Annotated in this window: 19 protein-coding genes and 1 tRNA gene; 8 read left to right on the top strand and 12 right to left on the bottom strand. The window is 60.8% G+C overall.

Going from position 1 to position 23,540, the window contains the following annotated elements:
- Positions 1 to 144 precede the first annotated feature (144 nt).
- The 8 genes from AAFN89_RS15520 to AAFN89_RS15485 all read right to left on the bottom strand — a co-directional run bounded on the left by AAFN89_RS15520 (position 145) and on the right by AAFN89_RS15485 (position 6,437).
- On the bottom strand, positions 145 to 789 hold the full coding sequence (locus AAFN89_RS15520) for an antitoxin of toxin-antitoxin stability system (protein WP_347540021.1): 645 nt from the start codon (positions 787 to 789) through the stop codon (positions 145 to 147).
- 66 nt (positions 790 to 855) lie between these two features.
- Entirely contained in the window at positions 856 to 1,404 is a 549-nt protein-coding gene (locus AAFN89_RS15515) for a hypothetical protein (RefSeq protein WP_347540020.1), read from the bottom strand.
- A 197-nt stretch (positions 1,405 to 1,601) separates the two neighbouring features.
- Positions 1,602 to 1,766, bottom strand: a complete 165-nt coding sequence (locus tag AAFN89_RS15510) for a hypothetical protein (protein ID WP_347540019.1) — start codon at positions 1,764 to 1,766, stop codon at positions 1,602 to 1,604.
- Positions 1,767 to 2,182: 416 nt separating this feature from the next.
- Positions 2,183 to 2,482, bottom strand: coding sequence for a hypothetical protein (locus tag AAFN89_RS15505; protein WP_347540018.1), 300 nt, complete (start codon positions 2,480 to 2,482; stop codon positions 2,183 to 2,185).
- A 64-nt stretch (positions 2,483 to 2,546) separates the two neighbouring features.
- Positions 2,547 to 2,768, bottom strand: coding sequence for a hypothetical protein (locus AAFN89_RS15500; RefSeq protein ID WP_347540017.1), 222 nt, complete (start codon positions 2,766 to 2,768; stop codon positions 2,547 to 2,549).
- A 59-nt stretch (positions 2,769 to 2,827) separates the two neighbouring features.
- Positions 2,828 to 4,957 (bottom strand): ParB/RepB/Spo0J family partition protein, encoded by a 2,130-nt coding sequence (locus AAFN89_RS15495; protein WP_347540016.1) that lies wholly within the window; start codon positions 4,955 to 4,957, stop codon positions 2,828 to 2,830.
- Positions 4,958 to 5,082: 125 nt separating this feature from the next.
- Complete coding sequence (locus AAFN89_RS15490; protein WP_347540015.1) at positions 5,083 to 5,478, bottom strand: DUF2958 domain-containing protein; 396 nt, start codon at positions 5,476 to 5,478, stop codon at positions 5,083 to 5,085.
- A complete protein-coding gene (locus tag AAFN89_RS15485; RefSeq protein WP_347540013.1) occupies positions 5,475 to 6,437 on the bottom strand; it encodes a zincin-like metallopeptidase domain-containing protein in 963 nt (320 codons plus the stop codon). Before AAFN89_RS15485 ends, AAFN89_RS15490 begins: the two co-directional genes overlap by 4 nt.
- Positions 6,438 to 6,892: 455 nt before the next feature.
- Here AAFN89_RS15485 and AAFN89_RS15480 point away from each other — a divergent pair, with 455 nt between their 5' ends.
- From AAFN89_RS15480 to AAFN89_RS15465, 4 genes are all read left to right on the top strand, one after another.
- Positions 6,893 to 7,096, top strand: coding sequence for a type II toxin-antitoxin system Phd/YefM family antitoxin (locus AAFN89_RS15480; RefSeq protein ID WP_347540011.1), 204 nt, complete (start codon positions 6,893 to 6,895; stop codon positions 7,094 to 7,096).
- Between the two features lie 31 nt (positions 7,097 to 7,127).
- Positions 7,128 to 8,270 carry a metallophosphoesterase gene (locus tag AAFN89_RS15475; RefSeq protein WP_347540010.1) on the top strand — a complete coding sequence of 381 codons (1,143 nt, stop codon included), beginning with the start codon at positions 7,128 to 7,130 and terminating at the stop codon, positions 8,268 to 8,270.
- Positions 8,267 to 10,975, top strand: a complete 2,709-nt coding sequence (locus tag AAFN89_RS15470) for an AAA family ATPase (protein WP_347540008.1) — start codon at positions 8,267 to 8,269, stop codon at positions 10,973 to 10,975. Before AAFN89_RS15475 ends, AAFN89_RS15470 begins: the two co-directional genes overlap by 4 nt.
- Positions 10,976 to 11,299: 324 nt before the next feature.
- Complete coding sequence (locus tag AAFN89_RS15465; RefSeq protein WP_347540007.1) at positions 11,300 to 13,462, top strand: hypothetical protein; 2,163 nt, start codon at positions 11,300 to 11,302, stop codon at positions 13,460 to 13,462.
- Positions 13,463 to 13,526: 64 nt separating this feature from the next.
- Here the strand turns inward: AAFN89_RS15465 and AAFN89_RS15460 are convergent, their stop codons facing one another.
- The 3 genes from AAFN89_RS15460 to AAFN89_RS15450 all read right to left on the bottom strand — a co-directional run bounded on the left by AAFN89_RS15460 (position 13,527) and on the right by AAFN89_RS15450 (position 20,094).
- On the bottom strand, positions 13,527 to 13,757 hold the full coding sequence (locus AAFN89_RS15460) for a hypothetical protein (protein WP_347540006.1): 231 nt from the start codon (positions 13,755 to 13,757) through the stop codon (positions 13,527 to 13,529).
- 297 nt (positions 13,758 to 14,054) lie between these two features.
- Entirely contained in the window at positions 14,055 to 17,510 is a 3,456-nt protein-coding gene (locus tag AAFN89_RS15455) for a UvrD-helicase domain-containing protein (RefSeq protein WP_347540005.1), read from the bottom strand.
- 1 nt (position 17,511) lies between these two features.
- Positions 17,512 to 20,094 carry a PD-(D/E)XK nuclease family protein gene (locus tag AAFN89_RS15450; RefSeq protein WP_347540004.1) on the bottom strand — a complete coding sequence of 861 codons (2,583 nt, stop codon included), beginning with the start codon at positions 20,092 to 20,094 and terminating at the stop codon, positions 17,512 to 17,514.
- 364 nt (positions 20,095 to 20,458) lie between these two features.
- Here AAFN89_RS15450 and AAFN89_RS15445 point away from each other — a divergent pair, with 364 nt between their 5' ends.
- The 4 genes from AAFN89_RS15445 to AAFN89_RS15430 all read left to right on the top strand — a co-directional run bounded on the left by AAFN89_RS15445 (position 20,459) and on the right by AAFN89_RS15430 (position 23,461).
- Positions 20,459 to 21,073, top strand: coding sequence for a hypothetical protein (locus AAFN89_RS15445; protein WP_347540002.1), 615 nt, complete (start codon positions 20,459 to 20,461; stop codon positions 21,071 to 21,073).
- A gap of 196 nt (positions 21,074 to 21,269) precedes the next feature.
- Positions 21,270 to 21,464 (top strand): hypothetical protein, encoded by a 195-nt coding sequence (locus AAFN89_RS15440; RefSeq protein WP_347540001.1) that lies wholly within the window; start codon positions 21,270 to 21,272, stop codon positions 21,462 to 21,464.
- Between the two features lie 70 nt (positions 21,465 to 21,534).
- Positions 21,535 to 21,723 (top strand): type II toxin-antitoxin system prevent-host-death family antitoxin, encoded by a 189-nt coding sequence (locus AAFN89_RS15435; protein WP_347540000.1) that lies wholly within the window; start codon positions 21,535 to 21,537, stop codon positions 21,721 to 21,723.
- A 40-nt stretch (positions 21,724 to 21,763) separates the two neighbouring features.
- The gene (locus tag AAFN89_RS15430; RefSeq protein ID WP_347540138.1) at positions 21,764 to 23,461 is read left to right on the top strand and encodes a recombinase family protein; all 1,698 of its coding nucleotides are present in this window, start codon (positions 21,764 to 21,766) and stop codon (positions 23,459 to 23,461) included.
- Here AAFN89_RS15430 and AAFN89_RS15425 read toward each other — a convergent pair.
- Positions 23,418 to 23,494, bottom strand: a tRNA-Met gene (locus AAFN89_RS15425). The genes AAFN89_RS15430 and AAFN89_RS15425 overlap by 44 nt on opposite strands.
- Positions 23,495 to 23,540: the final 46 nt, after the last annotated feature.

Raw genomic sequence — 23,540 nt, 5'->3', positions numbered from 1 at the left:
GGGAACCTCGGGAGAGCGGGAACGGACAAGCCTGGACGGCGCTCTCTCTCAACCGCCCGGACTCACCTCGTCCCGGCGGGCCTCTTCCTCTGGATATGGCGACATGAATAAAGCGCCCCGACCTGACGGTGGGGCGCTTTCCGATCACCCGAAGCGGCGACCGGACCCGGTAAAGGTATAGTCGTTGGCGATGATGGTTTCATCCACCGCCTCGTCCGAAGACAGGTAGTCGTATTCGCGCTCAAGCTGGCGATAGAGCAAGCGCGCGAGATCGCGCAGCGCCTCGACAACGGTATCCTTGGCGTCTGCCGTCATGTCCTGATATGTCGGACTGTCGCGCTCGACCGAGATCGCCATGCAATATTCGTGATAATAGTGACTGCGATGGCTGGCCTCGGCGCGAAGCTGGTAGAAATTGCGTCGCTGGATCGCCTGCAAGGCATCGGCGATGCAGTGCAGTTCGGTGTCCTGCGGCGCGTATTCCCTGATCCGGCGGTTCGCACCTTTCTGGTAGGAATACCGGGTTTCGAAACAAGCGCCGTCGCCCTGGCTCCATAAGCCTCGGAACCAGATGCAGGGCTCGTGGCGGGTGCCGCCGCCCATGAGCTGGACGGGGCGGGTTTTGAAGTCCAGGCCGAGGATCTCCGCGATGCGCTGGAAATCCTCATAGACCGCACTGTACCAGTCGTAGTCGAAGCCGCCCTCGCGATACCAGGCGCGGGCTTTCTCTTTCGCCGCATCTGAGAGTTCGTCAAGGCGGTAGACGGTGGTTTCAATGATGTCAGGCATGGAAATCTCCGGGCATGGCAGGCCCGGCGCGTGACCGGGCGAGATGGATGAAAAGTTGGCGAGAGATCAGGCCGCCTGTGGCAGGCGCAGCAGCTCGGCGGCGGTCTCGCGCCAGAATGGATCGACCAGCCTGGTTTCAAGCGTGGCAGCGCGATAGCGCAGGGTGCGGGCCTCGGCGGGGTCGGGTGTGCGGAAGGCCATTCCGCGCAGAGCGCTGGCCTCGGTCACGACCCGGCGAGCTTCGGCGTCGGTGGCGACGGGTTGCTGCCAGAAGATGACACCGGCACGGACGGCGCCTGAGAGGACTAGGCCGTGATCACGATCCTGGATGAGCATGATGCGCGGGCGGAAATGCGGAAAGCTGCCCGGCCCGGTGCAGATGTCGCCCCGAGACAGGCGCAGCGATGCGACACGCATGGCCTCTTCTGGCGTCGGGCATTCTTCAAGCACAATAGTGCGGTCGAAACTGCCGGCCTCGTCACCACCCACGTAGCTGGCTGTACCGATGCAGGAGATGCGCAACGGCAGCTTCTGGGCGCGGTGCAGCGCGGGCAGCATTTCGGTCGCAAGAATCTGACCAATCGGGCGGAAGGCGTCAGGGTGGGAAAAGGTCATCGGGATCGCTCCATGACGGGCGCCGGTGAGCCTCTCCCTCCGGCAACCAACCCGTCACGACCGAACGGCCGAACTCTTCCTCTCTGACCGGGGCACGCCCCGGTTCCGCTGCCGGCGATGGGCCTCCTCGCAGCGCTGAAGGCCCGGTCGCGGGTTTGCCGCGCGCCGGGCCGTGGGGGATGAGGCGCTTTCGCGCCTCAGGCCCATGGGTCCAGTTCCAACTCCACCATATCGTCGTCGCCATCGAACTCGTTGGCGGGCATGGCGCCGTGGGTTCCGTCCCCGGCCTGGAACACGACGATCGAGACCATCAGCGTGGCGGCGAGACTGGCGGCGAAGGCGGTGGCATCTGCATAGGACATCGGGATTGGCTCCTGTCTCTGGAGGCGGGGGACCATCCCCCGCGCGACAGGCGCCCGAAGTGTCTGACCGGACCTGCACTCACCCTCGTGCGTTCGGGCTTGTCCCGAATCCGCGAGGGCGGCACGCGTGCGTAAGCCGACCCCTCCGGGGTTGAATGCCCAAGAGACGGATCAGACCAAGGTTTGCGAATGGAAGCGGGGGTGGTGCTTTGCCTCTGGCAGGTGCCGGATATCCCGTCGCAGATGCTTCACCGCGCCAGCCTGTCGCTATGCTGGCATCAGGAGTGTGTTCGCTCAGGTCGGATTGGAACCCGCTACCCCCGACAAGTTTAGCGGCATCATGGTGAAGCTGGAACTGGACCCATATCGTTCGATGCTAGGTCATCCGCATGGAGCCGGACCGCCTCGACTGACCTTCAGCCCCAAAGCCCATCGGCGATTTCGCGGGCGATCATGACGCGGGCCTTCATCATCACGTCATCGCCACAGGTGTCGATATGACCGTAGAACCGGGCACGACTGCCGTATGCGGCCCAATCGGCATAGCGGCAGTATTCGCGTAGACGGAAGGCGCGCCTGTCTTCCGCCCAATGCGGCTTCGGTTCCACGACCACCATGACGCCGTCGCGCGTTTCCTCCCAGGGCAGCGTGCGTTCGGATGGCGGGTTGGCACGGTCCTCCCTGAGTATCTGGTCGATGTCTAGGTTTGCCGGCATGAGGTATCTCCAAAGAAAAAGCCCGGTCACAGGGACCGGGCGAGTTGCGGAAACGGAAATGGGATCAGTAGCCGAAGCGCCAGGACGGCCATGCCTGTCCGTCATTGGCGTCGGTTACGGCCTGGGCAAACAGGTCACCGTCACCTTCGATCAGCGTGGGATCGCGGATCGGGGTTTCGTCGATGACGACGACATCGGCGACGATGCCGTCCTCGACCTCGACATGAACCGGGACGAGATAGGAAAAGACGATGCGCCGGTTCGGCGTGTCGCGTTTCAGGGTCATGTTGGCCTCCTGAAGTTGAGGAAAAAATGCGGGGCGACGCTGGCCACTCCGCGTGGACGTCATTCCGCCGCGACCATGCTCTGCGTGTCTTCGTCCTCGGTGACATCGTCGTCCTCGCTATCCCCGGCGAGGAACTCGGGCAGATCGTCCGCCTCCGTCTCGGTCTCGGTAGCCGCATCAACCTCGGCATCGGGATCCACCATACGCAGCGGCTCCGGCAGCCAGCCGGTTTCGGCCAGCAGCCGCTCGGCCTCCTTGGCCATATCGCCCTTCTTCAGGTGATCGATGAGCTGAGCCGCCCGTTCGCCGGCGCCTTCGCGCACCGCCTCGATGATCCGGGGCTTGGTCACGCGGCCGAGATAGTTGGAGACGGTTGGCCGCCAGCCCACGGCCACCATGTCGAGACCGGTCGCTCGCGCCAGCCGGTCGGCCTGGGACAGACGCACGTCGAGACCATGTTGGCTGACGCCCATACCGCTAAAGGGGTTGGGCTTCTCGTGCAGCGCGTTGACGCCGAAGCTGACGCAATGGGCGAGCAGCTCCATGCGGGTGTCGTCGTCCTGATCGGCGAGCCAGTCCCAGAGCGCCGCATCGTCGGCCGGGATGTGATCACCCCAGCGTTCGTGCCGGTCGGCGATAGAAAGGGCTGAAGCGCTCTCGCCCAGATCCTCTGCCTGCGCCGGGAAATGAACCTCCCGGACATGGGCCTCAATGCACCCCCTGGTGGAGTGCGGCAGGAAGCAATCGGTGACCAGCCGATGCAGCAGAGCCGTTATCGCTACATGCGGGTTCGTCGCCACGGCATCCCGGAGCGCCAGGGTGCGATGTGCGGTCAACTCGCTGACGAGGCGGTCGGGTAGTGGCCGGATGGTTTCGACCTCATCCTCCTCATCAGTCTCCGCCGAGGTGCCACCGACGGTGATGACGGCCCGCTGGACGTTACCGTCCTCGCCGCCTTCGGGAGACGTGCCATCGGCATCATCGCCCTCCTGGCCTTCCACCACCTCGTCTTCGGGACGGACATAGCCACGCTCGACGGCAAGCTGCCCGTCGTGGCGGATGCTGACGAAAACGCCGGCCTTGGCCATCTGGTCCGCGTCATAGCGCATCGGCCGGGTTTCGCATGCCTCCAGCGCCTCTTCGATCTCACCAAGCCGTGCATCCACCTCGTCGGGCAGTTCGTCAGCCTCGGCATACTGAGCCTCCAACTCGTCGAACTCGTCCCGCAGCTTCTCCCGCTCGGCGCGTTCGTCATCGGTCAGGTCGACGGTGGCGCCACTCAGACGCCGCATCCCGCTGGTATGGCCATAGGGGAAATCCGCCGCGATCTCGATCCACTTCCAGCCCTCGGCGGCGATCGTCTCCGCCTCGACCTTCAGCTTCTCGCCCGCCAGCCGGTCGAGCAGCACAGGATCCTGGAGCCAGCCGCCATCGTCCTGCTGGAAGAGATCGCGCAGCACATGGCCGCCCGCCGCCTCGTACGCCTCGATGCCGACGAAGAGCGCCCGCTTATCGGAGGCGCGCACCGTGGTTTCGGTCAGGAGGCGCCGGATGGTATAGGGCTCCTTCTGCCAGCTATCCTTGATCGTCTCCCAGACCTGTTCCTGCCGTGCGTGGTCCTCGGAGATGGTGAAGGCCATTAGCTGTTCGAGCGTCATGCCGTCCTCGGCATAGACCTCGAGCAGCGCGGGCGAGACGGAGACCAGGCGCAGACGCTGCTTCACCACCTTGGCGTCGACGAAGAACGCCGCGGCGATCTCTCCCTCGCTCATGCCCTTTTCGCGAAGCGCGTGGAAGGCGCGGAACTGGTCGAGAGGATGGAGCGGCGCGCGCTCGATGTTCTCGGCGAGCGAGACCTCGTCGATCAGAATGTCGTCTCCGGCTTCCGAGACGATGCAGGGCACCGGCGCGGTCTTGTTGAGGCGCTTCTGCTTGACCAGCAGTTCCAGCGCCCGGTAGCGGCGGCCGCCGGCAGGGACTTCGAAGAGGCCGGTCTCCTTGCCTTCGGCATCAAGTTCGGGCCGGACATGCAGCGACTGGATTAGGCCGCGGCGGACGATGGACTCGGCCAGTTCCTCGACCGAGATGCCGGCCTTCACGCGCCGGACATTGGACTGGCTGAGCACCAGCTTGCTGAAGGGAATGTCGCGCGAGGACGACAGGGTGATCTTCTGAGTGGCAGTGGCCATGTCAGTTACTCCATGACGGACGCCGGGGAGCCTCTCTCTCCGGCAACCAGCCCGTCACGAAGCGAAGCGCCGCCCTCTTCCTCTGAAGAGAGCGACGCAGGACCGTAAAGCCTGAAACCCGGAAATCAGGAACGCCGGGTCTCCGTGTCGGAGGATTTCCGGGTCAAGGGGCGACCCAAGCGGTAAAGCAGGCGCTCGGCATCGCGGATGCTGCCGGTCTGCCGTGCTACGTCGGCCCAGACCGAGATCGGGAAGTCGCCGGTAAAGAGAAGATCCCGCTCGATCCCCGTGCCGAAGGGCAGCCGGATAAAGCGCAATTCCTCGAAACTCCAAGAGCCCAGCTCGGGATAGCCGATATCGGCAAGGCCGAACATGGTGTCGCCGTTCGCCTCCAGTTCGGTCGCGAGCCAGACGCCGGCGCCGAACGGATTGAAGAACTTCACGATGGGGACGTGGTCGACATCCGGTTGGCGACCATTGGCGAGAAGTTGCGTGCGCTGTGTATCAGTCAGGAGGATCATGCCGCAGCCCTCCCTTCGATCGCAGTTTGCTGTCGCGCATCGACGTCGCCCTCCGGCAGATGGGACAACAGCCAGTCGGCCGCCTTGCTCGCTTGGCTGGCCGCACGCACGATGGCCCGGGAATCCTCGCGCATTACCTCAAGCCAGGAGCCAATATAATCGGCATGGCGCACCGTCGGCACGATACAGAGCGAGGCGCAGCAGAAGGCGGCGTTCATCTCCGCGACGAGTTCCTCGAAGGCGTATTTCCTGGTGCCGAAGCTGCCCGAGAAATCGCGGCCGAGCCGCGAAGCATGCCCCGTGGCGTGTCCAAGTTCATGCAGGGCCGTCCGATGCCAGTTGATCGGTTCGAAATAGGCCTGCGGCGGCGGCACCTGCACATAGTCATGTGCCGGGACGTAATAGGCGCGGTTCCCGCCGATACGGAAATCAATGCCGGTCGCCCGGATGAGCGCCTCCGCCTGTGGTTCGACCGTGCCGGGAGGGGGCGGCGGCGCCTCGACGGCGATGTCCTCGGGCAAGCCCTCGCATTGCGCGGCATTGAACACGGAGAAGCGCTTCAGGAACGGAATGCTGGCAGCCTCTTCGCCTGTCTCCCGTGCACGGCACTTTTCATCCTCCGGGGTGAAGCGGTCGGCGTAGACGACCGTGGTGCCGCGCTCGCCCTTCCTGACATTGCCACCGAGCGACAACGCCTGACGAAAGGTGAGCCAATGCTGAGTCGGATAGCCATGCTGGACCACGGCGCCCCAGAGGATCAGAATGTTGATCCCCAAATACTGCCGGGAAGTGGCCGCGTTCCTGGGCATGGCGAGCGGCGCTTTCGCTGCCGCCGTTCCCCAGGGCTGAACCCAGGGCACCCGGCCTTCCTCCAACTCGGCGATGATCTTGTCGGTGATGTCGTCGTAAAGGCTCGTGCGCGTGCCGCTCTTGCGGGCAGCTCGATGCTCCCTGGCCATTGGAATGATCTCCGCGACGGGCGCCGGAGGCCTCTCCTCCGGTCCTCATCCCGTCACGGAAAACCCGTCCGCACTCTTCCTCTCGGGGGCGTTGCGGGGTCTCCCCGCAGATGGGGGTGTGGCGGCAACGCAGTGCCGGCCAGGGGGAAGGCTTTCCCCAACAGGGTCGTTGCACGCGCTCCCGCACTGTCTCATCTGGCGATCATTGCAGGATTGGCTGGCCCGCAAGCACGGCACCCTTGTGCCGCACCAGGGGCAGCGCCCCTGAGCGACCGGTCCGGCCAAAGCGGAGCGGAGCCCAGGTGTCTGAACCAGATCAAGATATGGAGCTTTGAAATGCGGACGGGGTGACTATTGATGCATTCGGCGCAATGAATTGTCCGTGCTGGGTCGTGACCCTTGCTCAAGGGGAACAAAGTAGCCAAAATAGATCAAATGCTGTGGTTGGAACCCAGATGAAAACGATGTCTGCAAAAGAAGCCAAGAATGGTTTCGGCCTGCTCTTGGATACCGCACGGGCGGAGCCAGTGATTATTACAAAGCACGGGCGTTCTGTGGCAGTCGTGCTTTCAACCGAGGCGTATGAACGGCTTGTCGCCCGCAAAGGTGAGAATAGAAGGGTCACACCAGTTGGCGACGATAAAGGAGACGAGCGGTGACGCGAACAGGATACAAAAAAGGTAAGTCCGAATGACACTCCGACTGATCCATACGTCAGACTGGCAGATCGGGAAGGTTTTCCGGTTTGTTGACAGCGCGACGATGGGTTTGCTCCAGGGCGCGCGCCTGCGGGCCGTTACCAGCCTCGGCGAACTGGCCGTCAAGCACGGGGCGCGGCATATCCTGGTCGCTGGTGATGTCTACGATTTGGAAGCCCTGTCGCCGCGTTCGCTTAACCAGCCGCTGGAGCGGATGCGCAGCTTCCCTGACACGCATTGGCACCTGCTGCCCGGCAATCACGATCCGCACCGCCCCAACGGGCTTTGGGATCAGCTCTTGCGCAAGGGGCTTCCCGCGAACGTCCATGTCTATACGAAACCGGCACCTGTCACCTTTGAGGAGGATTCGCTCTCGATCCTTCCGGCCCCTCTCTATCACCGCCGGCGGCTTGATGATCCGACGGCCTATATGAACGATGCGGCGCTGCCGGACGGATTGTTCCGTGTCGGGATTGCCCACGGCACGGTGACCGGTTTCGGATCGGAGGATCGCGACGTTCCCAACTTCATTGCGCCAGACCGCCCGGCCCGTGCCGGCCTATCATATCTCGCAATGGGCGACTGGCATGGGCAAAAAAAGATCAACGAGCGCTGCTGGTACAGCGGTACGCCGGAGACCGACGCCTTCGATGTGACTGGCGGTGGCCAAGCGCTGCTGGTGGAAATCGACGCCCATAATCGCGCACCGGAAGTCACACCGCTGCCGACCGGCCACTACGAATGGCTCACGCAATCGGAGCAGATCAACAGCCGCGAGGACATAGACCGCCTCGCTGGAACTCTGCGGACGGTCGCCGATGACCTGGATCGCGTGCTCATCCGTTTGGCGATTGAAGGCGCCGTGTCGCTTGATGACCGCCAATATTTCGAGAACGAAGTGGTGGATGGCGTATCCGCCGCGTTCTGTTTCATGCGCGTTGATGACCGGCGCCTGTTCCCGCGCCCGACGGCGGAGGACCTTGACCAGATCGATCGCGGCGGCTTCGTCCGTGCGGCGGCGGAAGAGCTGAAACGCAAATCCGAGGAAGGCAGCGACGACGAACGGGCCATTGCCGCCGAGGCGTTGCAGCGTCTTTATATCGAGCACATGAAGCTCCAGGCAGGCCGCCAATGAAACTGCGGTCGCTTGCGCTGAATCAGTTCAAGAAATTCACCAGCCCGGTGCGGCTCGATGGCATTGAGGACGGGCTGAATGTCATCGTCGGTCCCAATGAGATGGGTAAATCGACGCTGCTTGAAGCGCTCCGGGCGGCGCTGTTTGAGAAATACAGCTCGAAGGCTCAGCCGATTACGGCGTTGCAGAACGATCGCAACCAGGCCGGGCCGGTTGTCGAGCTTGCCTTTGAGCTGGATGACGGCGTGTACCGCATAACGAAACGCTTCGTCAAAAAGCCCTATGCCCGATTGTCGTGCCCCGATGGGCGAACGCTGGAAGGCGATGCTGCCGAAGATGTTCTGCGCGATTTGCTAGGGTTCGATGAGCCGGGAAAAACTGGCGCCAAAGCGGAAACGCTTGGCATGTGGAATGTGCTGTGGGTTCAACAGGGCCACTCGTTCGGTGCGCTCGACCTGCCGCAAAGCGCCAGAGCCAATCTGCATAGTGCCCTGGAATCCGAGGTTGGCACGGTGCTCGGCGGCCGTCGCGGCCGGGCGCTTCCGCAGGCCATCGAAAAGCAGCTTGGCGAACTGGTCACGAGCGGCGGCAAGCCACGCGGCGCGTACAAGGAACTGATCGACAATACCGAAACGTTGGCATCCGATCTTGCGGATTTGCAGGGCCGCCGCGAAGAGCTGTCCAGAACACTCGATCAGCTTGAGCAGGCGCAGGAGACGTTGGCGCGCCTGTCCACCGGCAATCGCGACGAAGCCGATGAGACGGAACTGGCGGATGCCCGGAAGCGCCACGGTCATTTAGCGGAACTGGAAGCGCGTATCGCCGCAGCGGACAGCGATCTTGCTCTGAAACAGCGCAATCTTGAGCAGGCCAACCAGGCCCTGGTCGCGCGCACCGCGTTAAGACAGGCTATTGCTGACGAAGAGGAGGCCGTGGAAACGGTCCGCAAGGGGCTAGATGATGTACGTGGCCGGGAAAAAGAGGCCCGTGCGCGGCTCGACCAGTTGCGGACCGCGGTCCGTGAAGCCGAGGCCGGCGTTACCACGGCAGATGACGCGGTATCCCATCAGCGGCGTATATTGGCAGCCGTCGAACGCCAGGGCCGCATTCGTGAACTCGAAGGACGGCACGAAAAAGCGGCGGCGGCGGAAGAACGGCAACGCAAGGCCCGGCAAGAGGCTGCCGCCATTCTTGTCACAGACGAAACCCTGACGGAAATCCGCGATGCCGCGAAAGCTCTCGAGACCATCGACAGCCGCCTAAGCGCCGCCGCCACGCGCATTACGTTCGATATGGCAGCCGATGCCTTGTCGGGAATTGAAGTTGATGGCCGCAAGGTGGCCATCGACGACCCGCCCGTTCAGGCAATCGGTCCGACGACGATTACGATACCCGGCCAGGGCCGCATCACGGTCGAACCGGCGGTCAAGGACCGGGACAAGCTGCGCGATCAGCAACGCGAAGCGAGAACCGCTCTTGAGACCGCCTTGCAGACTGGGAGCGTTAAGACCGTCGATGACGCCGAAGAGCAGCACAGGAGACGGCAGAGGCTGGTGCAGGATGGAGAACTCGCCCGTCAGGAAGCCGTGCTGCATGCGCCCGCCACGGACGATCACGACGCCGGGGCCGAGGCGCTGGCGGGTTATATAGAGAGTTTGCAACTCATCCTGACGCGCGATCTCGCCGATCTTGAAATCGATACGCTTCCCGCAAAGCAGGAGGCCGACACGGCGCTGCGCGCCGCCCTTGAACAGGCCGAAGAGGCCCGAAGCGCCGTGGACGCGGCCAGGGCAGCCCTCAGCGGTCCCGAAGATGCGTTGGGCGCACTTCAGACTGAACTCGGAACCGTCAGAACGCGATATGACGACAGCGGCGTCCGGTTGGAAAAGCGGCGCGCAGAGTTGGCGGCTGCCGAAGAAAATCAGGCGGACACCGCCCTGCAAGCCGCGGTCGAAGCCGCCGAAAAGGCAGTGTCAGACCAAGAAGACGCCGTTGCCAGTCTCAAGGATCAGCGCACGGACGAAACGCTCCCGCAACTCGAAGCCCGCATCGGCCGTCTCGAACAGGCGATAAAGGATCGCCGTGAAAAACGTGGCAACCTCAAGGAAGCCATCGCCGGTCTGCGCTCTCATATCGAAGTCCTCGAAGGCGCCGGTTTGGACGAGGCCATAGAACAAAAAGCCCGTGAGCTGGAACGCGCGACGGACGAGCGCCACCGCGCCGACCGAGAAGTCCAGGTATTAAACTTGTTGCTGACCACCCTGCGGGCTGCCGAACAGGAGGCGAAGGAGCGTTACCTGTCTCCCGTGCTCAACCGCGTGCGGCCGTATTTGCAGCTCCTTTTTCCGGGCGCCGAAATCACAATTGATGAAGACCTGCGTATTGTCGGCGTCACCAGGGAGGCCGGATACGAGGAAGCCTTCCATCATCTAAGTATGGGGACCCAGGAGCAGATCGCGGTTCTGATTCGGCTCGCTTTTGCCGAAATGTTGGTCGAACAGGGCCATCCGGCAACCGTCATACTAGATGATGCGCTCGTGTTCTCCGACGACCACCGCATGAACCGAATGTTCGACATACTGAATATGGCCGCGCGCAACGTTCAGGTCGTCATATTCACATGCCGCGAGCAGCTCTTCGAGGAACTGGGTGGACAGCAGCTCTCATTGCAGGCCGGGAGCGCGGAGGAACTGGTATCGGCATGATGACAAAAGGATCACCGAACACGCGTAGATATAAGGAATCATAACAACGGAATAGCGCGGCGGGGGGATATGCACTTAAGCCAACTTCAACTCACAAATTTTCGTTCGAGCGCCGCCTGCCATTGTTTGATCGAGAAGCATGGGAGGCAAGAGCAATTTTATCGACACCGTCCGTCTTGTTTCGACGCCTTTGAGCGGCCGCCGTGACCTCCACCGCAAGCAGATAGACATACGCTTTGGCACCGCCACGCGCGCGTTCGGCATCCTTTTGTCGGTGTCCTCAGACATGCTACAACCTCACCACTAACAGTGTAGGAAAGAATCATGCAGGCGCTGAAACTGGACTTGGAGTATTGCTACGGAATTCGGAAGCTCGTACACGATTTCGATTTCCAGAAATGCAATGCTGTGGCCCTTTATGCCCCGAACGGCGCCATGAAATCCTCACTTGCAAAGACATTTCAAGACATCGCGGACAAGAATAATACGTCGGACCGTATGTTCCCGGACCGTCCGACCAAAAGGTTAGTGCTCGATGAAAACGACGCCGAGCTCGATCCGGAATCGGTTTTTATCATTCGGCCATATGATGAGGATTTCGGCAACAGCGAAAAAACCTCGACGCTGCTCGTAAATGCGGCTCTTCGAAAGGAACATGAGAAGCTCAACGAGGGCATCGAAGACGCAAAGAAGACGCTTCTCTCAGCGCTAAAGGAGCAATCAGGCTCCAAGAAGGATCTTGCGGCCGAGATTTCCTCGACCTTCACAAAAACCTCTGAACAGTTCCTTCTGGCGATCACTCGAGTCGCCGAGGAAGTAGGCGAACAGTTAGAGGCACCCTTCGCGGAAATCCCCTATGATCTCGTCTTCGATCCGAAAGTCATCGAGATGCTCCAGCAGGACCAAGTGCGGGAGGCGCTTGAGGATTACATCAAGCGCTTCAATGAGTTGATCGATCAGTCCACATATTTCAAGCGTGGGACGTTCACCTACTACAATGCTGGCGTCATTGCGAAAGCTCTCGCTGACAACGGTTTCTTCGATGCCGCGCACAGCGTAAGCTTAAACGCTGGCGAAAAGATCGAAATTACGTCGAAGAAGCAACTAGAGGATCTGGTCAAGAATGAGAAAGAGGGCATTACGTCAGATGCAGATCTGCGTAAAAAATTCGATACCGTGGAAAAACTTCTTAACAAGAATGCCAATGTCAGAGAGTTCAATTCATTTTTAGGAAATCATGAAGATATTCTTCCTGCTTTGGAAAACGTAGCGGATTTTAAAGAACAGGTCTGGAAGAGTTACTTCGTGAAGCATCGAGACGCTTTCGATCGCCTCGTGATGGAAATCCGCGCTGCGGCGGATAGGAGGAAAGAGATCGAGGAGGCTGCCCGTAATGAACGGACAGCATGGCAAGAGGTTATCGAGATCTTCAATGAGCGCTTCTTCGTCCCTTTCGAGCTAAAAGTGAAAAACCTTGTCTCTGTAGTGCTCAACGAGGATAAGGTCCCGAAACTTGGCTTTACCTTCAAGGAAGGAGATGATCGGAAGGATGTTGAGAAGGCTGAGCTGCTTGATGTCCTGAGCACTGGTGAGCGTAGAGCATTCTACATACTAAATATTATCTTCGAGATTGAGGCGCGTAGGAAGGCCAGTCAGAAAACATTGATTATCGTTGATGACGTTGCAGACTCGTTCGATTATAAAAACAAGTATGCGATTATACAGTATCTCAAGGACATTGCGGAAGACGAAAATTTTCGACAAGTCATACTAACCCACAATTTCGATTTCTTTAGGACGATTCAGAGTCGCTTCGTCAACTACAAATCATGCTTCATGGTTGCGCGGAGAGAAGACGGCATCGAGATCAACAAAGCCGTTGGAATCAAGAATATTTTCGTCAATGACTGGAAGGTTCATTTCGGATGCGATCCAAAAAAGCGAATTGCCGCAATACCTTTCATGCGAAATCTCGTCGAGTTCACGAAGGGAGAAGACGATCCGGACTATAAGACTCTGACGTCTCTGCTTCATATCAAAGACGGTACGACGGCCATTCTGGATACGGACCTTTTCAACATCTACAAGGGGATTTTCAGCTCGGCCCCGGCAAATGCCGCTCCATCGGGAGACACCGTGCTCGATCTTGTCTATCAGGAAGCCGACGGCTGCATACAAGCTGGTGATGCCGCAAATTTCGAGAACAAGATCGTTCTCTCGATCGCTACGCGCCTTCGTGCTGAACAATACATGCTGAGGCGGATCAATGATCCGACGTTACCGGAAAAAGTAACCGGAAATCAGACGACGGAGCTTCTAAAGCGCTTCCGCAAGGATTTTCCTGGTGACCCCGCAATCCCCACTATGGATCGAGTGGTCCTCATGACACCGGAAAACATCCATCTAAACTCCTTCATGTACGAGCCTATCCTCGACATGTCGGATGAGCACCTCCGCAAAATCTATGGCGACGTGAAGGCGCTTTGAGTGCGAACTATCTGGACCAAAATCTTGCGCTAAACGGCCCAGATAGCGGAAGAATACGCCAAAACTAGCGTTTTGAAGCGTACCTTGTCCGAACATTATGCATAATAAAAGAATTCAATCCATCTCCCATTTCTGCAAGTCGCTTCATTTCCTCAACATTCGCCGAACCCGCGCTTGCGTAGGTGTATCGATAGAAACGGGAGCGACCGCTTTCAAATTCAACTTCTATCCAATCTGAGCCGCATTCGTAGCTCAGTATTCCAGAGTCGCCGTCTATGTTCTTGTAAATGGGCATGGCTGTTTCTCCACTTTCTCAATAGGTTGATTGTGCTTTTCTCCTACGCCTGCTTAGCTGTTCGCTGAGATGAAAGCACCTGTGCTTGATTCTGGTCAACTGTCGAGCAGCTTGGAACCAGGTGACGCCCCTTTGACTTCCGGGCTACTAGCAATCTGTACGCTATTACACGAGAAGCTGGAAGATGTGTCAGCATCCGGCGGATGACACGAACTGAGGTGCGTCAACCGCTCCAGGCGCCTGACTCGGCTCAATAAACGTACCTTTGTAGCGCCTAGGTCCGAGTGCCGCTGACGTTCACGCGCCAGACACACGCTCAATGCGCCCTGAACTCATGAACACGATCATGCCCTTTGTCGCACCGGTTGCCGATAGATAGTCACGGACCTGATCGCGATATTGCTCAACGACGGCGTCTCCCGGATTGACGTCGCTTTTCCAGTCTATCACGAGTTCCAAACGGCCGGACGCGTCGAACGCGACGGCGTCCGCGATGCCTGCCGTCAAAGCGGCCAAATTGTCACTTTCCGTTCCCGCGTAAATCCAGAATTCCGGTTCAAGACGCGGGCGAAACTCCGCTATCTCGGGAAGAGTCAACGTCCGCCTCACCGTCGACGCAAGTTCCGCAATCGATGGTCCCGCCGCCGCATCGCCGTTATCTTCCAGTCCGAGCTGTCCTAGCAGGACCTCGGCCCGGGATATGAGCGCGGGTTCATCGTCAGATGTCTCCCCGCTCAGGATCTCTTCCATGAGCTTGTGCAACAGCAGACCGCGCTCTCTTCCGCCTTGTATCGCAATTTCGCCGGAAGAGGCCGGCATGGACTCCACAAAGGACTCTATGCCCACGAAAACCTCTTGGCCGGATTCTGACGGCGCTTCGGTTCCTTCATGGCGGCTGGGCTGATGCCAGTCGATCTTGCGCTCCGACGCTGCGATGACAGCGGCTTCGCGCTCCCATGTTGCCAAGTCCTGGTTGTTGCCGACCGGCGCTGCGCCCGACGGCAGTACGGCCGTCAGCCCGCTCAGATCGAGGGCCGCTATTGCGTCGAGGTCGAGCGCAATCAGACTGAACCAGTCATCGGCGAGCCGTTCGCTTTGCCGCGGCAGCAGCATCAGATCGCGCGCCCGGGTAAGGGCGACATACCAAAGACGCACGCGCTCGCGTATCAGTTCGGCTTGTTCGGCCTGCGCCACCACATTGTAATCGGCGCTCGGAAAGCCGAAGACCCGGAAATGAACGCTGTCGTCTTGGCGACGGTAGAGGAAGCTTGCGTCCGACCAGAGCTTTGTTGTGGAGTTGATCGGGATCACGACGGGCCATTCAAGCCCCTTCGCGGAGTGCATCGTCGTGATTGATACTGCGTTCGCTTCGGCATCCGGCCGGCCTTCGGCCTGCGCATCCCCGTCCTCCCACCGCTGCCAGAGCGCGCGGGAAAAATCTGCCATGCCCCGCGCCGCGTAGGCACGTGCCATTTCCAGTACGAGTTCAACATTCGCCAGCGCGCGTTCGGCGCCCTGCGGATGGCGCGCCTTGAGGATTGGCCGGACCTGCAACTCTTCGACCGCTTCAGCCATGAGCTGGTAGGGCGTTGCGCGGCGCACCTTGCGCGCAAGATTTTGCAGAACGGTCAACGCCTCCTTCAGAATTGGATTGCTTATGCGCGTCAGGTCCGTCCACAGGTGCAGCCTGTGCGGCCCATCGCCAGCGCTTTGCAGCGTTTCGAGCTCATCGGCGATCGCTTCCTCGCTCAGCCCGACGAGCGGGCCGCGCAATAGTGCCCCGAGCGCCAGTGTGTCGCGGCGATCAGCAATCGCGCGCGCGACCGCAATCAAATCCTGCACCTCCTGCCGGCGGAAGAATCCTTTGCCGGCCTGCGTTGCGATGGGGATGCCACGGGTTTCCAGCGCCCGTTCATAAATCCACAGGCTCGTTCCGGTCGGTGCCAGCAGTGCGATGTCTCCCGCTTTTGCCGGGCGGAACGCCTTCAACCCCTTGTCCCATACCGGATATGCGCCAATGAGACCGTTCACGATGTCGGCGACGATCGATGCCTCTTCGCGGCGCACGAGGTCGACGGCCAGATTGCCCTTGGCGTTGCGGTGCTGGTCGTCAATCGCGATCTCGAAGGCGGCAACGCTCGGCCTATCGCCCTGAGTTCTCACTGGCGCCAGCGCGGCAAAACCCGGCTGGTCCTGTGCGCTGTCCAGCAGCGAGGAAAAGTGCGTATTCACGAAATTCAGGACGCCTGGCTGGGAGCGAAAGTTCGCAGTGATCTCCAACACCGCGTCAGGGTCATGCGCGGCCAGCGCCTGCTTGGCGGCCAGATAGGTTTCGACATCGGCGCCGCGAAAGCGATAGATCGCCTGTTTGGGATCGCCGACGAGGAACAGCGCCCCGGGCCGGATGACTTGCTCATGCCACGGCGCGGCGCCATCACCATCTCCCGCCAGCCGCCACAGTATCTCCGCCTGCAAAGGATCGGTGTCCTGAAATTCGTCAACCAAGATGCGCCTGTAGCGAACCGCGAGCGCCTGGCGAACGGCTTCATTGCCCGTCAGGAGGTCGCGTGCGAGGTGAAGCAGATCGTCAAAATCAAGCAGCGCCGCATTGCGTTTATAGTCGGCGTACAGGCTGCGCAGGGTATCGAATTCCGCGACGAAGCGCTGGAAGGCGAGTGCGCCGATTGCCGCGCAGAAACTTTCATACGCCGCCTCACACGCCCGGTAGTGCGTCTCACCGGCCGTGCTGAGCTGTTCGCCCTGCGCGGTGCTCCGGCCAGCCTCCTTCGCCGCATCTTTCCATTTCCCTTTGCGACCCCATTGCTTGAATGCCGTGTCGTCTTTCTTGCAGGCCTGGGGTGCCGTATGGAAGAGCAGGTCGGCAATACGGCGTCCGCTCAGCGGCTCTGCAGCCGCTTCACGCGCCAGCGCCGCCACGCGCTGTAGGTCTTCAACGAGGTCGCCTGTCGTCGTTTCCGCAACCCCGCATCCGTTGTACCAAGTCACCATCTCGTCAACGGACTGCGCCAGATCGGCCAATGTCGCCCGATCCACCGTCTGAGCGCCCAAGCCCGCCGTCCGGTGGAGTTTGAGGAAGGCGGCGGTCTTGTTGATCAAATCCAGAGTAGCATCCGGTGCCTTCAGCAAAAGCTCGGTGAAAAAATCCTCTTCACCGCCCGCGCCTTCAATCGGCGGTATTCTTCCCAGACCCTCGGCGCCGCGGTCGCGCCCGAAGCGGGCCGAAAGCCAGGCCTCCATCAAATCCTGATAAGCGATTTCCGCTGCGGCCGGATCGATGATCGCCGCGCCTGGATCGATCCCGGCTTCCACCGGGTAGGGCTTTATGAGTTGCTGGCAAAAGCCGTGGATCGTCGTGCAGGTAATCTCGTCCAGCGCGGCTGCACCAGCGCGCAGCCCGATCCGCTGCTCCGGTGTCAGTCCTTCAGGCAACGCGTCCTGCAACTCGGCAGGAATAGCGCCGTCAAGAAGAGCGCCGACGAATTTCTCGATACGTTCAAGCAATTCGGCAGCTGCCGCTTCCGTGAAGGTGATGGCGACAATTTCCTTTGGGGCGACGCCGGCCGCGATCAGAAGCGCAACCCGGCCTGCCATCAACGCTGTCTTCCCGCTTCCGGCTCCCGCTTCGACGAGAAGCGTGCGCTCATGCTCGGTCAGGGCCGCAAGGCGCCCCCCGGCGTCCGGCAAGGGCGCTGCAGCATCTGCACCGGGGGCTGCGGCTGAGCTCTCCGTCATCTCAGACCTCATCCCACAGCGGCGCGATCGCGCTCAGGCTTTGCGCAACCAGCGGCTTCATCGTCGCCAGATACGCTTCACTGGCGCCTCCCGGCAGCGCGAACGCAAGATCGTACCACTGCTCTTCGGCGGCGGGTCCCGGCAACGCGTTGCCGGCCCTGAACGACGTGTTTGCCTCACTCAGGAAGCCCGTGAGCTTCGCTAAGGTGTCTTCCGGGTTTTCGAGAGGCAATCCCCGGCCATCCCGGCGCGGATACAGCAAGCTCGCTTCCACTTCAGGGCCTTCGCCAATCAGCGCCTTGACGGCATAGGCGTAAAGACACCGTTGCAGCTCCGCACCGCCCTTGAGCTGAGGCGGTCGTCCGCGCAGCTTGCCGGACTTATAGTCCGTCACGCGCGCCTTGAGCCGGTCGCCTGAAAGATCAAGCCGGTCAATCGAACCGCCGATCTCGATTTCTGTGCCCGGTATCCTGACGGTCGCCATTGCGTCCCAGGGCAACATCGCACGTACTTCATCATCCAGGGCTTCGGCCCTGCGATCGCCGCCGAAGGGAATTTCCGCCCAGCTTCGCTGGTCCGGGAGCGGTTCATCGCGATGCGAGAGCGCAATCCCCGCAAGTTCGGCGACTTCGGCGCATTTGCGCTCCCAAATGACCGGCGGCGGCACCGGGAGCGAGTCTGCCCAGCGCCCGGCGACATTGTCCGTCGCGGCGCTTATCGCCCGCCCGATTGCCTCCGCAGGCGCGCCCGCCAACCCGTCTTTATGCGATCCTTCAAGCAATGTGACCGTTTCCTGGAGAACTTCATGCAGCAAATTGCCGAATGCGAGAGGGTCCAGTGTCAGAGGCTCGTCCGTTTCCTCTGGTTCGGTCCAGCCGAATCCATACGTCCACAGATAGCCAAGCGGATCGCGCAGCAGCTTGACCAGAGATGACGCCGATTGGCGGCGGTTCAACGCCCGCAGAAGCAACGGGTGGTCTCTGCGAACCAATCCGTCGTGAGCAGTGATCGCTTCGCTATGCCAGTCGATCCATGTCCGCACGGTCGCGCGCGCAAGCGGCAGTGTCTCGAATTCATCCGGGCGCGCCAGCAAACGATCGCTCGCGCTCGCCGCATGTGCAGGCTCGCGGCTCTGTGCGAGGTAGGTCTCCTGAACGTCGCGCGGATACAATGGCGAAACGCCGTTCAAACGGCCGCCGCTATCACGGCGTGCGCGAGAACACACCAGCTCGCCTCCCGTCATCGCCCGGATGGAATGAAAATCACGCCTGTCCGCTTGGTGAACCGGCAACGGGTCGATCCGCGCCGGTTCAATGACGTGATCCGGCAGCAACGGATCTTCGCCGGCACGCCGTGGCCACGAGCGTGAGCTGAGACCCACCAGCCATGTCAGCGGACGCGGAACAGCCGCGATCGCTGATGCCGGCGCCCACACAATGGCGGCCTCAGGCTCCAAACCATCATCGACGCGCAAACCGGCAAGCGTCACGTCGAGCGCAGCCGGAGGCCCCTCGGTCAACGCTTTCAGCCAGATCGCGCGCGTCCGGGCCTCAAATAATTGCTCGCCGACCTCGCCGGCTGCATTCAGCCCCTTGCTTATCGCCCCAATGATTTCTGTTAGCAGGGGCCTGTGGTCGATCCCGTCGGAAAAGCTCTGTGCGTCAAGCCCGTCGATGACTTGCTTCCAGCGTTCGGCGTCGAGCAAGGGCGCGTCTTCCGGCAACGCCCGCCACCAGTTGCCGGGCAATGATCCAAAGCGCACGGCGCCAACGCGCAGCAGCGCGACCAGACGCATCACGCGTGAGCGTGACAGGCCACGCAACAGGATTTCCGCTAGGGCGGCTGCGAGCTGACCATCGGCCGTGCTTAGCGCCGCCCGGCCATGAACGAAATGCACAGGCAGGTTTGCGGCCTCGCTGCTCGCCAGCATATGATCGTCCCAAGCCTCCGGTGAGGCCGCAGCGATGGCGATGTCATGAGGCTTCGCCCCGCGCGCCAAATGTTCGCGCGCCCACCGCATCGCCTCAAGGATTTCGTGCCGCGGGCTTGCGCAGGAAACCGTGCGTGTTGCAGGGTTCGCATCTTCACTTCTTTCGACCTTCGCACCCATGGCACCTACCCAATCCGGGACGTGTCGTGCCTGTGCGATCCAGACGATTTCCGCTTCCGCAGCGAGTGCCTCAAATAGCGGGCGCCAAACCGGCGACATCTCCGTCCGCCCGTGAACCTCTATCTGGCCGAAAATAGACTTCGCCGCATTCACGTGCGGGATCGCTTCAGCAACAAGATCGGCGGGGCGGCGCTGACTCGCCGGCAGACGGCCGAGCACTCCGTTTTCGAGCAGTGCCAATGCCGCAAGACGCGACTTGGCCGTTTCCTCGGTTGCGCTGCGCGCTTCGTCGTCAAGGTTAAGGCCCGCCGACCATGCCTTCGCCAGAGAGGTGCAAGCCGCGCGCTGAAATCCAGGCAACGCCTTTATGGCATCAAGTTCGCCAAGTGATTCCTGAAGGGTCTCGGATACGGCTGCCTTGAAATCTTCCTGATCGACCGGTTGCAGGAAACCGCCGGCGAGACGCGCAGCCATTTGATCAACGGTGAGCAGTTGAGTGCCTTGTTCCCTGCCCAACGCGGCGCGGGTACGGTGACTGCGCCAAGCGTAAGCGCTATGTACAATAAGTGTTTTTCGCAACGATTATACCTCGCCCATAGATGGTACGTTTGTGAATAGCTGCCTTCAACCAACAATTTAGTTCCCGGTATACAGAGCGGCGAGCGGTTGAAGGTCTGCGCTTTTCCGCCGCGCTTGAAGCCCGTGCAGGCGATGTTTGTGCGACGAGCCAGATCCACCGATGCCCTGGTGCACGATGGCTTCGCGCACCTCACACGTTGCTGCTGATCTGGAGACGAACACCGTCTATACTACCGGTCTCCTAACGAAAGGGAACGGGATGGCCGGAAAGAAGAATGCGTCGAAGATCGCGATTCTAGGTTGGGGATCACTCATTTGGGACAAATGGCCCGACTTCGACAAGCATCATGAAGAATGGCTGCCGGACGGCCCGGTCCTGAAACTCGAATTCTCGCGAATATCCGAAAGCCGTAAAGGCGCCCTCACACTGGTCGTTGACGCCGTGACGGGCTCGGAATGCAAAACCTCCTATGCACTCAGCGTCCGAAGGAACCCGGATGACGCCATCGCCGACCTGCGCTGCCGGGAAGGCACAGTCATCAGACGGATGGGATATTACTTTCGCGACGGCAGCCGCACATGCCAGCCAGACATTCCCGACACGATTGCGCCCTGGGCCGCAGAGAAGGGATTTGATGTCGTGGTCTGGACCGGACTACCGAGCAATTTCAAAAAAGAGACCGGCAAGGATTTCTCGATCCCCAACGCAATCAGCCACCTCCAGTCACTGACGCCTGAGGGCAAGTCCATGGCTGCGGCCTATGTATGGCGCGCCCCGGATTTCGTTCAAACCGACCTTCGGCGAGCACTCCAGATCGAGCCATGGTTTCCCGCGCCTGAAGACCCAATGGAGGCGGTCAAGAACGCGGGATGACGACGGCGGAGCACGCAGGATTCGAACTCGGCCAAAGATGAAGGATACTGTCGGCCGCGATTGCCCCCAGCAATTTGTCCCTTTTCTACGCCAGGGCATCCTATTCACCGCACGAAAGGCCACGAGACCTTCCCAGCTATGACATTCCGCGCTTCCATCATTCCTGCCCCGTTCCGGGCGCGGGATTTTGGAGACGATGGCAGTCAAACAGAACAGGATCACTATCGAGGTCACACCCTCGACTGGTCCGGGAACGGACCAGAATGATCCCCCGCGCGCCGACGCCGCCCTGCGGTCTCTCGCACGCCTGATCGGTCGCCAGATTGCGCGCGAGCAATTCGAGCGGAAGCTGGCAGCGGAACGCAAGGCGCAGCGCCAGCGCCGCCCCTGATATTCAGTTTCTCTTGCGTTTATACGTGTAACACGTATTCTTTGACAGAAGCATCCCAATGGAGCCTGTCATGCCGACTGCAACCTCACTCGAATTCCAGCGCAAGTTCGGACAGTATCTGAACGAATCCCACCGTGAGCCGGTGGAGATCACGCGCCATGGTCGACGAGAGTTCGTGCTGATGTCAGCCGCGCAATACGATGAGTTGCTGACGGCGGCGCAGCGCGGGCGCGAGACTGCTTCGCCTGAACGGAAATGAATGCTGCCCCGAACTACGGAGTTTTGAAAGGACTGCCCCGATGACCCGCGTTGCTCTCTATGCCCGCTACTCCTCCGACAACCAGCGCGAAGCGTCGATCGAGGACCAGTTCCGGATTTGCCGGGAACAGGCGAAGCGGGAGAAGTGGAAAATCGTCGGGACCTACAAGGATGCGGGAATCTCCGGAGCCAGCATGATCCTGCGTCCCGGCATCCAGTCACTGCTTCAGGACGCGCAGGCCGGGAAGTTCGACATGGTGCTGGCCGAAGCGCTGGACCGGGTCAGCCGCGACCAGGCCGATGTCGCCACCTTCTACAAACATCTGAAGTTCGCCGGCGTACCCATCGTCACCCTGTCGGAAGGTGAGATCAGCGAGTTGCATGTCGGGCTCAAGGGCACGATGAACGCCCTGTTCCTCAAGGACCTCGCTGCAAAGACCCATCGTGGCATTCGTGGCCGTGTCGAGGAGGGCAAATCGGGCGGCGGACTTTGCTATGGCTACAAGGTCGTCAAACAGCTCGACGCACGCGGCGATCCGATCCGCGGCGCTCGCGAGATCGATGAAGCGGAGGCGAACATCGTCCGGCGTATCTTCCGGGAATTTGCCTCTGGTGTGGGCCCGCGTACGATCGCTCGCACCCTGAACGAAGAGGGCATTCCCGGTCCAAACGGCAAACCATGGGGTGACACCACGATCCGGGGCCATGTGAAACGCGGAACCGGCCTCATCAACAACGAGCTCTATATTGGTCGCCTGATCTGGAACCGGCTGCGCTACATCAAGGATCCATCGACCGGAAAGCGCGTGTCGCGCCTCAACCCTGAGAGCGAATGGCTCACCCGCGAGGTGCCTGAGTTGCGCATCGTCGATGATGCGCTTTGGCAGGCGGTGCGTGAGCGGCAGGCCGCGATCGCGGACAAATACACGAATGTCACAGAGGCGGTGCGCAAGCACCACAAGAAGAACCAGCTCAACGGCAAGCGCCGGCCTCGGTCTCTTCTGTCCGGCCTGGTCTTCTGCGGCTGCTGCGGCGGTCCCTATTCGCTGCGCGGTGCAGGCCGCTTCGCCTGCTCCAACCACATCAGCAAGGGAACCTGCGCCAACAGCCGAACCATCCGGCAGGATGAACTGGAGAGCCGTGTGCTCTCTGGTCTCAGGGACCGCATGATGGCACCGGAGATCGCCGCCGAGGCGATGCGCGCCTATGCGGAAGAGACCAACCGGCTAAACCGCGAGCGGCGGTCCAATGGCGATGCCTGGCAGGTGGAGTTGGCGAAAGTCGAGAAACAGATCACCCAGATTGTCGAGGCCATTGCCGACGGAATGTATCACCCGTCGATGAAGGAGAAGATGACCGGCCTGGAAACCCGGAAGGCCGAATTGACCTCACTCTTGGCGGATGCGCCGGAAGACAAACCAGACCTGCTGCCGACGGCGTCGGCGATCTATGCGAAGAAGGTCGCAAAGCTCACACAAGCCCTAAATCGCCCTGCCGAGCGCCAGGAAGCGGCTGAGGCTTTGCGGCTGTTGATCGAGAAGATCGTGCTCACTCCCGGCCCAGGACGTGGCGAGATCGACGCGACGCTTCATGGCGAACTGGGTCAGATCCTGGCGTGGACGGAACGGCAAGCCGTTGGAAAGGCTTCAAAAACAAACACCCCCGGAGGGGCTTCCTCGGGAGTGTTGGTATCGGTGGTTGCGGGGACAGGATTTGAACCTGTGACCTTCAGGTTATGAGCCTGACGAGCTACCGGGCTGCTCCACCCCGCGTTGGTGCTCTTGGCATGGGCCCCGGCTTTCGCCGGGGTGTAACGTC

The sequence above is a fragment of the Inquilinus sp. CAU 1745 genome (genome assembly GCF_039839375.1).
Taxonomy (GTDB): domain Bacteria; phylum Pseudomonadota; class Alphaproteobacteria; order DSM-16000; family Inquilinaceae; genus JBDOQU01.
Note: the sequence above shows the minus strand (reverse complement) of the source record. Positions and strands in the feature narration are given on the sequence as shown.

Excerpts from the sequence above, each read along its gene's own strand:
- AAFN89_RS15520 (WP_347540021.1), bottom strand. The coding sequence starts at position 789 with ATGCCTGACATCATTGAAACCACCGTCTACCGCCTTGACGAACTCTCA.
- AAFN89_RS15515 (WP_347540020.1), bottom strand. The coding sequence starts at position 1,404 with ATGACCTTTTCCCACCCTGACGCCTTCCGCCCGATTGGTCAGATTCTT.
- AAFN89_RS15510 (WP_347540019.1), bottom strand. The coding sequence starts at position 1,766 with ATGTCCTATGCAGATGCCACCGCCTTCGCCGCCAGTCTCGCCGCCACG.
- AAFN89_RS15505 (WP_347540018.1), bottom strand. The coding sequence starts at position 2,482 with ATGCCGGCAAACCTAGACATCGACCAGATACTCAGGGAGGACCGTGCC.
- AAFN89_RS15500 (WP_347540017.1), bottom strand. The coding sequence starts at position 2,768 with ATGACCCTGAAACGCGACACGCCGAACCGGCGCATCGTCTTTTCCTAT.
- AAFN89_RS15495 (WP_347540016.1), bottom strand. The coding sequence starts at position 4,957 with ATGGCCACTGCCACTCAGAAGATCACCCTGTCGTCCTCGCGCGACATT.
- AAFN89_RS15490 (WP_347540015.1), bottom strand. The coding sequence starts at position 5,478 with ATGATCCTCCTGACTGATACACAGCGCACGCAACTTCTCGCCAATGGT.
- AAFN89_RS15485 (WP_347540013.1), bottom strand. The coding sequence starts at position 6,437 with ATGGCCAGGGAGCATCGAGCTGCCCGCAAGAGCGGCACGCGCACGAGC.
- AAFN89_RS15480 (WP_347540011.1), top strand. The coding sequence starts at position 6,893 with ATGAAAACGATGTCTGCAAAAGAAGCCAAGAATGGTTTCGGCCTGCTC.
- AAFN89_RS15475 (WP_347540010.1), top strand. The coding sequence starts at position 7,128 with ATGACACTCCGACTGATCCATACGTCAGACTGGCAGATCGGGAAGGTT.
- AAFN89_RS15470 (WP_347540008.1), top strand. The coding sequence starts at position 8,267 with ATGAAACTGCGGTCGCTTGCGCTGAATCAGTTCAAGAAATTCACCAGC.
- AAFN89_RS15465 (WP_347540007.1), top strand. The coding sequence starts at position 11,300 with ATGCAGGCGCTGAAACTGGACTTGGAGTATTGCTACGGAATTCGGAAG.
- AAFN89_RS15460 (WP_347540006.1), bottom strand. The coding sequence starts at position 13,757 with ATGCCCATTTACAAGAACATAGACGGCGACTCTGGAATACTGAGCTAC.
- AAFN89_RS15455 (WP_347540005.1), bottom strand. The coding sequence starts at position 17,510 with ATGACGGAGAGCTCAGCCGCAGCCCCCGGTGCAGATGCTGCAGCGCCC.
- AAFN89_RS15450 (WP_347540004.1), bottom strand. The coding sequence starts at position 20,094 with ATGGCTGCGCGTCTCGCCGGCGGTTTCCTGCAACCGGTCGATCAGGAA.
- AAFN89_RS15445 (WP_347540002.1), top strand. The coding sequence starts at position 20,459 with ATGGCCGGAAAGAAGAATGCGTCGAAGATCGCGATTCTAGGTTGGGGA.
- AAFN89_RS15440 (WP_347540001.1), top strand. The coding sequence starts at position 21,270 with ATGGCAGTCAAACAGAACAGGATCACTATCGAGGTCACACCCTCGACT.
- AAFN89_RS15435 (WP_347540000.1), top strand. The coding sequence starts at position 21,535 with ATGCCGACTGCAACCTCACTCGAATTCCAGCGCAAGTTCGGACAGTAT.
- AAFN89_RS15430 (WP_347540138.1), top strand. The coding sequence starts at position 21,764 with ATGACCCGCGTTGCTCTCTATGCCCGCTACTCCTCCGACAACCAGCGC.